The sequence below is a fragment of the Rheinheimera oceanensis genome (assembly GCF_018831085.1).
GTDB lineage: Bacteria > Pseudomonadota > Gammaproteobacteria > Enterobacterales > Alteromonadaceae > Alishewanella > Alishewanella oceanensis.
In genome coordinates, this window is the sequence record NZ_JAGPNM010000005.1 from 1 (window position 1) to 13,312 (window position 13,312).

Annotated in this window: 11 protein-coding genes and 1 tRNA gene; 10 read left to right on the forward strand and 2 right to left on the reverse strand. The window is 48.1% G+C overall.

The window, feature by feature from the left end; translation table 11 throughout:
• Positions 1-225 precede the first annotated feature (225 nt).
• From J3B89_RS11900 to J3B89_RS11935, 8 genes are all read left to right on the forward strand, one after another.
• Positions 226-2,262 (forward strand): alpha/beta hydrolase family protein, encoded by a 2,037-nt coding sequence (locus J3B89_RS11900; RefSeq protein WP_215397784.1) that lies wholly within the window; start codon positions 226-228, stop codon positions 2,260-2,262.
• 154 nt (positions 2,263-2,416) lie between these two features.
• A tRNA-Trp gene (locus J3B89_RS11905) sits at positions 2,417-2,493 on the forward strand.
• 9 nt (positions 2,494-2,502) lie between these two features.
• Positions 2,503-2,868, forward strand: a complete 366-nt coding sequence (locus J3B89_RS11910) for a hypothetical protein (RefSeq protein WP_215397785.1) — start codon at positions 2,503-2,505, stop codon at positions 2,866-2,868.
• Entirely contained in the window at positions 2,855-3,298 is a 444-nt protein-coding gene (gene rimI / locus J3B89_RS11915) for a ribosomal protein S18-alanine N-acetyltransferase (protein WP_215397786.1), read from the forward strand. Before J3B89_RS11910 ends, rimI begins: the two co-directional genes overlap by 14 nt.
• 128 nt (positions 3,299-3,426) lie before the next feature.
• Positions 3,427-5,013: a peptide chain release factor 3 gene (prfC, locus tag J3B89_RS11920; RefSeq protein ID WP_215397787.1), complete on the forward strand. Its 1,587-nt coding sequence runs from the start codon at positions 3,427-3,429 to the stop codon at positions 5,011-5,013.
• A gap of 12 nt (positions 5,014-5,025) precedes the next feature.
• Positions 5,026-6,765 carry an arginine--tRNA ligase gene (argS, locus tag J3B89_RS11925; protein ID WP_215397788.1) on the forward strand — a complete coding sequence of 580 codons (1,740 nt, stop codon included), beginning with the start codon at positions 5,026-5,028 and terminating at the stop codon, positions 6,763-6,765.
• A 2-nt stretch (positions 6,766-6,767) separates the two neighbouring features.
• The gene (pdxH, locus tag J3B89_RS11930) at positions 6,768-7,406 is read left to right on the forward strand and encodes a pyridoxamine 5'-phosphate oxidase (RefSeq protein ID WP_215397789.1); all 639 of its coding nucleotides are present in this window, start codon (positions 6,768-6,770) and stop codon (positions 7,404-7,406) included.
• Entirely contained in the window at positions 7,397-8,206 is an 810-nt protein-coding gene (locus J3B89_RS11935; protein ID WP_215397790.1) for a TatD family hydrolase, read from the forward strand. Before pdxH ends, J3B89_RS11935 begins: the two co-directional genes overlap by 10 nt.
• Here J3B89_RS11935 and J3B89_RS11940 read toward each other — a convergent pair.
• Positions 8,186-8,788 carry an AhpA/YtjB family protein gene (locus tag J3B89_RS11940; protein ID WP_215397791.1) on the reverse strand — a complete coding sequence of 201 codons (603 nt, stop codon included), beginning with the start codon at positions 8,786-8,788 and terminating at the stop codon, positions 8,186-8,188. The two genes, J3B89_RS11935 and J3B89_RS11940, sit on opposite strands and share 21 nt — an antisense overlap.
• Positions 8,789-8,859: 71 nt before the next feature.
• Between J3B89_RS11940 and serB the strand changes: the two genes are divergently transcribed.
• Together serB and J3B89_RS11950 are read left to right on the forward strand one after the other, a co-directional pair.
• On the forward strand, positions 8,860-9,903 hold the full coding sequence (gene serB / locus J3B89_RS21215) for a phosphoserine phosphatase SerB (RefSeq protein ID WP_349814217.1): 1,044 nt from the start codon (positions 8,860-8,862) through the stop codon (positions 9,901-9,903).
• Between the two features lie 4 nt (positions 9,904-9,907).
• The gene (locus tag J3B89_RS11950) at positions 9,908-10,804 is read left to right on the forward strand and encodes an alpha/beta fold hydrolase (protein WP_215397792.1); all 897 of its coding nucleotides are present in this window, start codon (positions 9,908-9,910) and stop codon (positions 10,802-10,804) included.
• On the opposite strand, the gene J3B89_RS11955 is transcribed toward J3B89_RS11950, so the two are convergent.
• Positions 10,772-13,291: a PilZ domain-containing protein gene (locus J3B89_RS11955; protein ID WP_215397793.1), complete on the reverse strand. Its 2,520-nt coding sequence runs from the start codon at positions 13,289-13,291 to the stop codon at positions 10,772-10,774. The two genes, J3B89_RS11950 and J3B89_RS11955, sit on opposite strands and share 33 nt — an antisense overlap.
• Positions 13,292-13,312 lie beyond the last annotated feature (21 nt).

The window sequence follows — 13,312 nt, forward strand, 5'->3', positions numbered from 1 at the left end:
TCCGAACTCAGAAGTGAAACGCAGCTGCGACGATGGTAGTGTGGCATTCGCCATGCGAGAGTAGTTCACCGCCAGGCGCCCAATTCAAGCAAAAGGCCTACCCTAACCGGTAGGCCTTTTTGCTTTTTGTCTCTCAGAACTTTCACTTTGACGAAAGCGTTTAATCCCGCTCTGTTATTCGGTTAGTATCAAATGGCATCTATAACTATAAAATCGGATACCAAGATGAATCTAAAGCATATAACCAACGGTTTGTGTTTAACCGCATTATTGCTGTTAACAACAAGCAGTGCCGTGGCAGCTGCTAAAGCACTGCAATATGACGATGTATTTGAGCTGGAGTTTGTATCAGATCCACAGCCTGATGCCAAAGGCGAACAAATTGTGTTTGTGCGTAACTGGATGGACCGGCAAACTGATCGGCGTCGTATGACGTTATGGTTAAGCTCTGCCGATGGCAAGATGTTACAGGCGTTAACCGACAAAGATATAAACGCAGCATCTCCGCGCTGGGCGCCGGATAATAACCGGCTGGCGTATATCGCCAATGGCCAAATCCATGTTAAATGGCTTGATAGTGGTCGCTCTTCACAATTAGGCCAGTTACAACACAACCCGGCCAATCTGAGCTGGTCACCGGATGGTAAATGGCTGGCATTTACCATGTTTACTCCTAAGCAGGTTAAGGCGCCGGTTTCTTTGCCAGGTAAGCCGGAAAACGCTGACTGGGCCAAATCGCCAATTTATATTGATAATAAACAGTATCGTGCTGATGGCGCAGGCTATCTGAAAGCCGGCTATCAGCATATTTATATTATGGCGGCTGATGGTGGTTCAGCTATTCAGCTGACCGAAGGTGATTTTAATCATGGCGGTGCCCTGAGTTGGTCAAAAGATAGCAAAGCATTGTATTTCTCTGCCAACCGGCATGATAACTGGCAATCTCAACCAGTTAACAGCGAGATATTCCGGCTTACACTGGCAGATCGCAAACTGACGCAATTAACTGATCGTAACGGACCTGATTCACGCCCGGCAGTATCGCCTGACGGTAAACTTATCGCCTATGTCGGTTATGATGATCGTAAGCTGGCCCATCAGGCAAACCGGCTATATGTGATGAATTCTGATGGCAGCAATATCCGTAACCTAACGGAAGATCTGGATAGGGCCATTGATGATTTTCAGTGGTTAGCTAACAGCAAAGCGCTTTATGTTTCTTACGACAGCGAAGGTAAAGGCATATTGGCAGAACAGCCATTGTCTGGCAAACGAACTATATTGGCTGATGATCTGGGGGGGGGCTCTTACAGCCGTCCCTATAGCGGTGGTCAGTTTGCCGCAGCCAGCAATGGGTTGATTGCTTATACACAAATGAGTACGCAGCGCCCGGCTGAATTGGCGGTTATTAATAAGCGTAACAAACAAAGATTAACTGATTTAAACGCAGATCTGCTGTTTGCCCGCGATATTGGTAAAGTTGAAGAGTTTTGGTACAGCTCTTCGGTTGATAAACGCAAACTGCATGGCTGGATTATTTATCCACCAGAATTTGATGCCAGTAAAAAGTATCCGCTTATTCTTGAGATCCACGGCGGCCCGCATACCGCTTACGGGCCGCATTTTGCCATGGAGCTGCAGCTGATGGCGGCGCAAGGCTATGTGGTGCTGTATACCAACCCGCGTGGTAGCACCAGCTATGGTGAGGATTTTGCTAACCTTATTCACCATAATTACCCCAGTCAGGATTTTAATGATCTGATGGATGGAGTAGATGCAGTATTGGCAAAAGGTTTTATCAATGATAAAGAGCTGTTTATTACCGGTGGTAGCGGTGGTGGTGTATTAACTACCTGGAGTATTGCTCATACCGATCGTTTTGCCGCTGCTGTGGCAGTAAACCCGGTAATTAACTGGTTTAGCTTTGTGTTAAATGCAGATATGTACAGTTATTTCAGCCAGTATTGGTTTCCGGGCCTGCCATGGGAGATGCCGGAGCATTACTTAAAGCACTCGCCGATTGCGCATGTTGGCAAAGTAAAAACGCCAACAATGCTGTTTACCGGTGAGAGCGATCATCGCACGCCAATCTCGGAAACTGAGCAATATTATCAGGCGCTGCAATTACGCGGCATTGATACGGCTATGGTGCGGGTGCCTGGCGCATCGCATGCACTGCATACCCGGCCCAGTAATTTAATGGCCAAGCCAGCGTATATTATTCACTGGTTTGAAAAGTACCGGCAAAAAGCCGGCAACTAGTATTACGCAGCCCGGTAGGCAGACTGCCGGGCTTTATGTTAGGCTAAATACCTGATTAAGCCCTGAATGCTCGTTTTATATGCAGTTGAATGTAATAGCACAGCTTTTCGCTTTACCTTTGAAGCCGCTTTTGTATAATGGCGCGACCAGCTACAGGGGCATAGTTCCAATTGGTAGAACAGCGGTCTCCAAAACCGATGGTTGGGGGTTCGAATCCCTCTGCCCCTGCCACTTTTCCTTATGACAACATATTCCTATTCTCAGCAACAACTGCTGAAAGTTTTGCAGATAACACCGGTGAAATTAACTGACGTTTTTGCTACTGAGCCATTGCCAGCAGCAGAAAGCGAATCAGTGCAAAGCTCGTCAAGTAATATTACCTCACTGAAGATTGAATCACAGAGCGTAGCGCCGGATCTTAGCCAGCTATTAGCACAGGATATTGCCGCAGCTTTAGCTGACGGCCTGAACTGGCAAATTGCCCCTGACACTGCGCAAAGCAAGATCCTTCAATATCAGCTGCTAACCCCACCGTTGCTTGCGTTACAGCAACCGGAACAGAAAAAGGCCTTATGGGCACTGCTAAGTAGTTATGAACAAATTTGAGCTGTTAAGCCGCGCTGATATCGCAGAAATTTCGCGTATTGAACAGGCAGCCAACACTTACCCCTGGACTGAAGCTGCCTTTGATAGCAGCTTTGCTGATAGTTACTTCAGTTATAAACTCGTGGACCACACCGGCAATATTGTCGGGTTTTATATTGCCCAGCTAATTTTAGAGCAGTTAGAGCTGTTTAATATTTGCGTTGCACCAACAGAGCAGGGCAAAGGTTATGGCCGCAGTCTGATGCAGCACTTTTTGCAGGAAGGGCGCGCCAGAGGAGCAACCGAGGTTTTTTTGGAAGTACGTAGCAGTAATTTAAATGCTATTACCCTGTATCAGCGCTACGGCTTTACGCAAACAGGCTTACGCAAAGGCTATTATGTCAGTAGCCAGGGTAAAGAAGATGCACTGCTGATGTGTTGTATTCTGTAGTACGGCAGCGCATTTGCACTCTGTGCCCGCGCTATCCAAGCTGCTATAATCGCGCGCATTATCATTTACTTTTGGGTTTTAGCCCTGCACCGTAGCCGGACGCCTGCGGTGACACACTATTGGATATTATGAGCACAGATAACTTTTTAGCCGAAGTAAACAGCCGCCGCACCTTTGCGATTATTTCGCACCCTGATGCCGGTAAAACCACCATTACCGAAAAGGTATTGCTATTCGGACATCTGATCCAAAAAGCCGGTACCGTGAAAGGTAAAAAGTCCGGCCAGTATGCCACCTCCGACTGGATGGAAATGGAAAAAGAGCGCGGTATTTCGGTTACCACCTCCGTAATGCAATTTCCTTATAACGATTGCCTGGTAAACCTGCTGGATACGCCCGGTCACGAAGATTTCTCGGAAGACACTTACCGTACTTTAACCGCGGTAGACTCTTGCCTGATGGTGATTGACGGTGCCAAGGGTGTTGAAGACCGCACTATTAAGCTGATGGAAGTTACCCGCTTACGTGATACGCCTATTATCACTTTTATGAACAAAATGGACCGCGATATCCGTGACCCGGTTGATTTGTTAGATGAAGTCGAAAGCGTATTGAAAATTGCGTGCGCACCTATTACCTGGCCGATTGCGTCGGGGAAAGAGTTTAAAGGCGTGTACCATATTTTGCGTGATGAAGTGATTTTTTATAAATCCGGTATGGGCCATACCATTCAGGACGTAGATATTATCAAGGGTATTGACAACCCTGAGCTGGATAAACGCATTGGTTATTATGCCCAGCAGCTGCGTGATGAAATGGAACTGGTGCAGGGCGCCAGCCATGAGTTTGACCGCGAGCTGTTTTTAAAAGGTGAGTTAACACCGGTATTCTTTGGTACTGCCCTGGGTAATTTTGGTGTCGACCATATGCTGGATGGTTTAACGCAGTGGGCGCCAACACCGCAACCGCGTGCTACCGATAGCCGTACTGTGGAGCCTGTTGAGACTGGTTTTAGCGGCTTTGTATTTAAAATTCAGGCGAATATGGACCCTAAGCATCGCGATCGGGTGGCATTTTTGCGCATAGTGTCGGGTAAGTACGAAAAAGGCATGAAGGTGCGCCATGTGCGTATAGGTAAAGATGTGTTAATTCCACAAGCTTTAACCTTTTTAGCCGGCGATCGTGAGCATCTGGAAGAAGCTTACCCCGGCGACATTATTGGCTTGCATAACCATGGCACTATTAAGATTGGTGATACTTTTACCACCGGTGAAAATATGCAGTTTACCGGCATTCCGAACTTTGCGCCTGAGCTATTCCGCCGTATCCGCCTGCGTGACCCGTTAAAGCAAAAGCAGTTGCTAAAAGGGCTGGTGCAACTATCTGAAGAGGGGGCAGTGCAGGTATTTCGTCCGCTGGATAATAACGATCTGATTGTGGGCGCTGTAGGTGTGCTGCAGTTTGACGTGGTAGTACACCGGCTTAAATCGGAATATAACGTTGATGCTTTGTACGAGGCGGTTAACGTATCTACTGCGCGCTGGGTATACAGTGATGATGCCAAAGCGCTGGACGAGTTTAAAAACAAAGCCAGCCAGAATTTAGCGCTGGATGGTGGTGATGCTTTGACTTATATCGCACCCACCATGGTAAACCTGAATCTGGCGATAGAGCGTTACCCGAAAATTAAATTCCACAAAACCCGTGAACACTAACAGGCTGGGCGCATGAATATTAAGCATTTATTAACCGAAAAAACTCAGGCTGCTTTTGTTGCATTGGGCTTACCTGCCGACACCAATGCCGCTGTTACTATAAGCACCAAGCAGGAGTTTGGTGATTATCAGATCAACGGCGCTATGGCCGCCGCCAAGCTGCTGAAGATGAACCCGCGGCAGTTGGCTGAACAATTAGTGCAAAAGCTGGATCTTACCGGTATTGCCGACAAAGCTGAGATTGCCGGCCCCGGGTTTATCAACGTTACATTAAACAAAGGCTGGTTGGCTAAGCAGTTACAACATGCTGGTGCGGATGCCCGTTTCGGTGTTACAGCAAATACTGCACCGCAAACGGTAGTCGTTGATTACTCAGCACCTAATTTAGCCAAAGAAATGCACGTAGGCCATTTGCGCTCAACCATTATTGGTGATGCCGTGGTGCGCACGCTGGAATTCTGGGGCGATAAAGTTATCCGGCAAAATCATATGGGCGATTGGGGCACCCAGTTTGGGATGCTGATTGCGCATTTGGAAGATAAACTGGCTGCTGGCATCGACTTAGAACAGGTAGCACTAGCCGATCTGGAAGACTTCTACCGTGAAGCAAAAAAACGCTTTGACGATGAAGCAGGCTTTGCTGATAAATCGCGTGACTATGTGGTTAAGCTGCAAAGCGGTGATAGCCATTGCCAGAAGCTGTGGCAGCTGTTTATTGATACCTCGGTAAAACACAGTAACGAGGTGTATCAAAAGCTGAATGTTACCCTGACCGATGCCGATATCAAGCCGGAAAGTGCTTATAACAACATGCTGCAGACGATAGTGGATGATTTAAAAGCAAAAACACTGGCGGTGGAGGATCAGGGAGCACTGGTGGTGTTTTTACAGGAGTTGGCGGATAAAGAAGGCAATCCGTCGCCCTTTATTATTCAAAAAACCGGTGGTGGCTTTTTGTATTCCACCACCGATTTAGCCGCTTGCCAATACCGCAGCCATACTTTACAGGCTGACCGGGTGATTATTTTTACCGATGCGCGCCAGGCACTGCACTTTAAACAGGTTGAGCTGGTCGCACGTAAAGCTGGTTATCTGCGAGACGCAACTGCTTACGATCATTGCCCGTTTGGCACTATGATGGGCGAAGATGGCAAGCCATTTAAAACCCGTACCGGCGGCACCGTCAAACTGGCTGAGCTACTGGAAGAAGCTGTGGTACGTGCCAAAGCTGTGGTGCAGGAAAAAGCTTCTGAATTGTCAGAGCAAGAGATTGCTGAAGTAGCACGTAAAGTGGGTATTGGTGCGGTGAAATTCGCCGATTTGTCGAAAAACCGTACCAGCGACTATATTTTCAGCTGGGATGCGATGCTAAGCTTTGAAGGTGCCACCGCGCCTTATCTGCAATACGCTTACACCCGGGTGCGCAGCATTTTACGCCGGGCTGAGATCACCGATAGTTTTAGTGCCACATTAAGTCTGGCTGAAGAACAGGAAAAGCAGTTAGCCGTTAAACTGCTGCGGTTTGAAGAAACACTGCAACAGGTGATAAAAGACGCTCAGCCAAACCTGCTGTGTAATTACCTGTATGAACTGGCCAGTTTGTATATGACCTTTTATGAAGCTTGCCCGATGTTAAAAGACGGCATTGAACCGGCCGTGCGTGACAGCCGTTTAATGCTGAGTATTATGAGCTCGCGTATGCTTAAACAAGGCCTGGACTTGCTGGGTATTGAGGTTATGGAGCGCATGTAAACATGAAAATCGACGCAATTCGCCGCAGTTACACCAAAGATAAGCTGGATCTGGATAAATTAAATCAGGATCCGATAGCCCAGTTTGAGTTATGGTTAAAAGACGCCATAGCGGCCGAATTGCCCGATCCTACCGCCATGTGTGTTGCAACGGTTGACAGCACCGGCCAGCCATCACAGCGCTTGGTGCTGTTAAAAGATGTGAATACTGAAGGCTTTACCTTTTACACTAACCTGGGCAGCCGCAAAGCCACTGAGCTTGCCGGTAACGCTAAGGTGTGTTTGCATTTCCCCTGGCACCCGTTGGAGCGGCAGGTAATAGTGTACGGCACGGCAGAGCGGGTATCGAATACGCAGGTGATGAAGTATTTTTTATCCCGGCCTCAAGAAAGCCAGCTGGCTGCCTGGGCGTCAGAGCAAAGCCGGCCGGTGTCTACCCGTCAGGCGCTGATGCAAAAATTTGCTGAAATAAAGCACAAATTTGCACACGGCGAAGTGCCTGTACCGTCATTCTGGGGGGGCTTTTTAGTACGGCCGCATAAAATTGAATTCTGGCAGGGTGGCGAGCACCGGCTGCACGATCGTTTTATGTACAGCAAAACTGCGGATAACCGCTGGAATATCGACAGGTTATGCCCGTAACCCGCGACATGCCAGCTAGGGTTAAGCTGTTTGATACCCATTGTCACCTCGATTTACCCGAGCTTGCCGTAGCGCAAGCTCTTTACTGGCAACAGGCACAACAAGCCGGTGTTACAGCTTTAGTTATCCCCGCCGTGCAACAATCTGCCTGGCAAAACCTGTTGGATTTACACCTACAACAACCCAACTGGCATATCGCGCTGGGTATACATCCGTGGTGGGCAGCCGCGCACTCGCTTGATGCTGTAACCGCGTTAGATAACCAACTAACAGCACATAGCCGCGCTATTATTGCCGTAGGGGAGATTGGGCTGGATTTTGCGTTGGCTGAGCACAGCTTTGCTATGCAGCAACAGTTGTTTACTGCGCAATTGGCACTGGCTAAACAGCATAATAAGCCGGTGATCCTGCATCATCGTAAAAGCCAGCCGCAATTACTGGCAGAGCTTAAACGCCAGCAGTTTAGAGCGGGCGGCATTTTGCATGCTTTTTCCGGTAGTCAGCAACAGGCAACGGCCTTTGTCGATTTGGGTTTTAAGCTGGGGATCGGCGGCACTATTACCTATGAGCGGGCAGAAAAAACCCGTAAAACCGTGCAAAAACTGCCACTTGAAAGCTTTGTGTTGGAAACCGATGCACCGGCGATGCCACTGGCTGGTTTTCAGGGCGAAATTAATACCCCGGCACAACTGGCGCTGGTGTTTGAAACCTTCTGCAAACTGCGGCCGGAGCCACGCGGGCAGATCGCAGAGGTGCTATGGCAAAACAGCCTTAACGTATTAAGACTTAGCGCGGCGTAAACGTAGCGACTGACGCGATAAGCGTGAAAAACCGCGGCGTAGCATAAAGCCAACAATACCTGCTAACACCAACATAGCCAGCAGTTGTTGCATCATTTGCTGCCATGACAAGCTTATTGGTGTTAAAGATGCGTCCAGCCGTAAACTCAGTTTAATGTAGCCTAACAATTGCTGATCTTTAGTAATGGTTTGCACCATCGCCTGCAACTGCTCTGTTTGCGTCGGACCATATAACAGCCGTGCCGGCGCACTGCCTTCTGACCAGCTCATGCGCACACCATTGGCGTCATACACCACCACATCATGCAAATACTGGCTGGCAGCAATGTGTTGTGTGAGCTGCTCCAGGCCATCAAGTTGATCATTCTCTATTAAATAAGCCGCAGTGTGCGATAACGCTGTCAGCATTTCCTGCATTAACTGGCTGTTTTGCTGCTGCAACAAACGCTTACCTTGCTGTTGGGTTAGCACCCAGCTATGCAGCAACAGCCAGATACCAATAATAGCAATAGCAATTTGTAACAGCTTAATAGTGCTTGAAGTGCTGTCCGGTATTGGGATATCGTTCTGCATATTTTCCATAAAGCGCCAGCTGAGCTAGTCGTTAATGCGCGTAGCATGCCACGGCTGTAGCGCCAAGTATAGGTAATCCAGTGTCGTTTTTTTATCAGATCCCAGCGCAGCAGCAAGCGGTAGCCTCACCGGTACAACAGCTTTTGGTTAATCAGCGTTACATGCTTAAGTGGCAACAACAGACGCTGTTACTACACAGTAAGCAAAGCCTGGCACTGCCTGATGCGGCGGAATTTACGCTTGAGCTGCCAGCCCAGGTGGCTGTGCTGCGGTTGTTTGGCGAAGCGCTTAACTGGGCTGCACTGCATAAAGTAATGCAGATGATTACAGAAGCCACACTGGCTTGTCGTTTATATCAGCCTCACCCTGAGCTTAGCGCAGCAGTAGAGCTGGCTTTGCCAGCTGCTTTAACAGCAGCACAGCTGCAACAGCTAAATGAGCTGGCAGCCGGGTTAGATATTGAACTGGTATACCTGCCAACTGCCCCTGTGCTGGCAAAACCCGGTTTGCTGGTAATGGACATGGACTCTACTGCCATACAAATAGAATGTATTGACGAGTTGGCCAAACTGGCCGGGGTGGGGGAGCAGGTAGCAGCCGTAACTGCGCGGGCGATGAATGGCGAGCTGGACTTTGCTCAAAGCCTGGTAGCACGCGTAGCGGCGTTGCAAGGTGCAGATGAGAGTATCTTGCAACAGGTGTTAACCGGCGTGCCCTTAATGCCGGGGTTAACTGAGCTGGTTCAGTATTTAAAAGCACATCAGTGGCATATTGCTATTGCGTCCGGAGGTTTTACCTATTTTACCGACGAGTTAAAACAGCGTTTAGGTTTAACCGCTGCTTTTGCCAACGTGCTGGACATTGCCAATGGTAAGTTAACCGGCAAAGTGCTGGGCGATATTGTCGATGCTAATACCAAAGCGCATGTGGTTAACGAACTTGCCGCTGAATACAACATTGCTGCAAGCCAAACCGTTGCTATCGGCGATGGAGCTAACGATATACCTATGCTTAAAGCTGCTGCGTTGGGGGTGGCTTTTCACGCCAAGCCAAAAGTACAGGCACAGGCTAAAGCAGCTATCCGGCAGGGTTCTTTATTACAGCTGTTGTACCTGCTGGATTAAAAGCATGAAGCACCAGCAGAGTTCACTTTATCTGGATTTAGAGCAATACCAGCTGCATTTACGCCGCTTGTTGCCGATGCAGCAAGGTATAGCACCGGTGTTGATGCTGCACGGCGCTATTGAAAACGGCCGTATTTTTTACAGCCAGTCTGGCAAGGGGCTGGGTTGTTATCTGGCTGATAATGGTTTTATGGTGTATTGCGCTGATTTTGCCGGCCGTGGTTTATCAAAGCCGCATGTGTCAGAGGGGTTTGCGCAAAGCCAGCAACAAATGATCACCCGCGATATTCCGGCGTTAATCGAACATGTGTACCAGTTGCATCAACAAAAAGTTATTCTGATTGCCCACTCGTGGGGAGGCGTAGTTGCCGCTGCCAGCCTGGCGCGTTTTCCACAGCTTACAGCCAAAGTGGCTGCTAAGGTGTGTTTTGGCAGTAAAAGGGTGATCAGCATACAAAGCCTGGAGCGTAAGCTGAAAATTAACCTGATCTGGAATAGGCTGGCACCCTGGTTGAGTAAAAAGTACGGTTATTTCCCGGCACGCAAATGGCGTTTGGGCGCCGATGATGAGCCGCAACAGTTTTTACAGGATACGCTGCAATGGATCGCCGGTGCAGCTTTTACTGATTTAACCGATCAGTTTGATTATGGCCACAGCAGTAAAACCACAACGTGGCCACCGGTGTGGCACTTTGCTGCGCAGAATGACCGTTTGCTAGGCCATCCGCACGATGTAAAAGCCTTTATTGCTGAAACCGCACCGCAGGCACATTTCACTTTACTGGGCCGCTCTGCAGGCTATAAACAGGATTACGACCATATTTCTATGCTGACGCACCCCGGTGCTGTGCAGGATCATTTCCCCCAATTACGTGACTGGTTGTTGAAGCTGGATTACTAATTGCTGTTGTTGCTCTTTATGGCTGACAGGATCTACCGCTGCCCCATAACGCCAGGGTACTTCTTCTGAAATATCAATAATATCTATTACACCTGCCACACTCCATAACTCTTCTTCCAGTTGTTTGGCTTTATGAATGGCATAAGCGCTTATATAGTTCATTTCAGCGGCAATATAGTCGGTGTCTGGTCTGCCGGTGCGGGATAGCGTCAGACGAAAACAAAACAGGCTACCTTGTTGCAAAGCATCCAGCACAAATTGCTGTTTTTTCTGCTCAGAGCTAAATTCGTAATCGTAGTGACAGTTTGCTTCAATAGTCCCGGTAGTAATGTCGGCAGGTAGTGCGATAAAAAGCTCGTAGCTTCTGGCGTTGTCAAAACGTTTCATCTGCTTAAGTTGTTGCGCAAACTGCAGACTGGCGGCGTTATTGCGCAGAATCATATTCAAATCAATAGCATCGCTATGCTGGTGGTGTAAATTCAATAACTGATACAGACAGTTGCTGGTGCCACCTTTGGCCACAGTATTAATTTCATAGCGAATACCTTTGCGGTGTAAAAACAGTGCAAAACTATTTTGTGAATTAAGGTACATATTGCGCAAGGCTGTCGCTAGGCCCGGATACTTAGGGCTTTCTTCTGCCGGTGTCAGTTTAGCGCGGTTGCTTTGGATCAGTTGCTGAAAAAACAAACGCCCGACATGAGGTTCATCTGTTTCTGCTGCACGCAGGTTCATAATAGTATGGCTTTTACTTACTGCCATTACCTCATACGGCAGCTCATTGAGGCTGTAGCGGGCACTTATTTTCTGCATATCAGGCAGACGCAGCATGACAATATCGCCTTTATTAAACCTTACCGGTAAGGCGGTTTCCAACTGTAGGCCTTTTGATGAAAAATCCCGGCTGTGACCACTCAGCTCGGTCTGGTTTTGTGGGTCTTTTACCATTACCGATGTTTTATACAGATAGCGTGATTCTGAGCGCAGGTTGACATATTGCACCGGTATGGCCTCACAGGAAGGAATACCGGGGCGTTTTTTATGGCCAAACTGAGCCAACAGCTTAAGTTGTTGCTGGTTCACCGGATAACTCTGATACCAGAAAGTGCTGTCGGTGCTGCTGATATCTGTCAGGTTAACAATATAGCGTAAGTCCTGTAGCAGGCCTTTTATCAGCGGCGCTTGTGATGCTGGCTTTTTAACCCCGTACTGTTCTGGCACTGTCGCTGGCATTTCTGCCATGCTTGCAGCAGTACGCAGTAAGTTGCAGTGTAATACCCGCCAGCTTGGTTTGCTGGCACCAAAACCGAGAAATAATTCTTTTAGCTGGTCAGAAGCGGCCAGCTCTTCACTGGTTGCAGAATAGAAAAACAACTTACCTTTGGCGGCGTGGGTAAAGCAGTAAAGAATAGTCGATTTTTCCTCATTACTCTGTTGCAGCAGTTGCTTCAACCGTTTTACCGACAGCAGGCTGTCGAAAATAGCCTGATGTTGCTCATCAAGAAAATAATGCCAGATAGCCCGGTTGTACTCTGTTGTCAGAGCAAAGGTAGGAATAGGCTGACCGTCTTTTACCGCAATAAAGACCGGCAGGCTGCTAAGGCGTGGCAGGTAAAATTGCTCATAACCTTTGGTGCGCATGCTGTGGCAGACGTTGTCGAGATTTACTTTATAGCGGCGTTTGTTGCCGGTGATAAATTTCTGCAAAAAGTCGGCAAATTGTTGTTCATTACCATCTTGCAAGCGTTGCAGACGCAAATAGTGGTTCTGGCTCTGCGACTCCGTATCAACCACTTTATAAATTACACCGTCTGACAGGCCGAGCATAAACTCCTGCTCCAGGCCGGTAAAATAGAGTTTTAATTCGGTACCGGCATTAACCTTTAGCGGTTTGGTTAATTTAACCTTGCAGCCTGATACCGATAAGTCTGATGTACTGGCTGTAATGCGCTGTTTATTCAGCTCTATTTCAACTTCAATAGCATAATTCATCCGCTCATCACGGCGGGTGGTATAGCTGCCGAAGGCGATGACATCGGCCACTTGCGGTGGCAGTTCTTCCTCGTCGTCCCGCGGCTTACCATTTGCAGATTGCTGCAGGGCGTTTTTCACCCGCTCTTCAGTTTCTTTGCGGTGCATTACGCGAAAATTGTTTTCGGTATTACGTACTTCTTCATACAAACCAAGCGTATAACCGCCGTATTGTTTCAGGCCGTTTTCAAACACTTTAATGGCGTTATTATCCATATAGTGAGTTTTGCCTTTATATTCGTAAGGCTTAACATCACCATCAACATGGCCGCGTAAATCAATAAAATAATTGCAGGGCTGCGCCATGCGTTTAAGTTCCATTTTTAACAGGAACTGTTTGGATTTAGGAATATCGGACGTCAATAAACTAAACACCTGATCAAAGTCTGCCGAGTTCAGCAAGCTTTTCATGCGGTCAATAATGCCGACGTATTCCTGTAAATCTTCTGCTGTCATAATTCAGTCAGGTTAAATGCC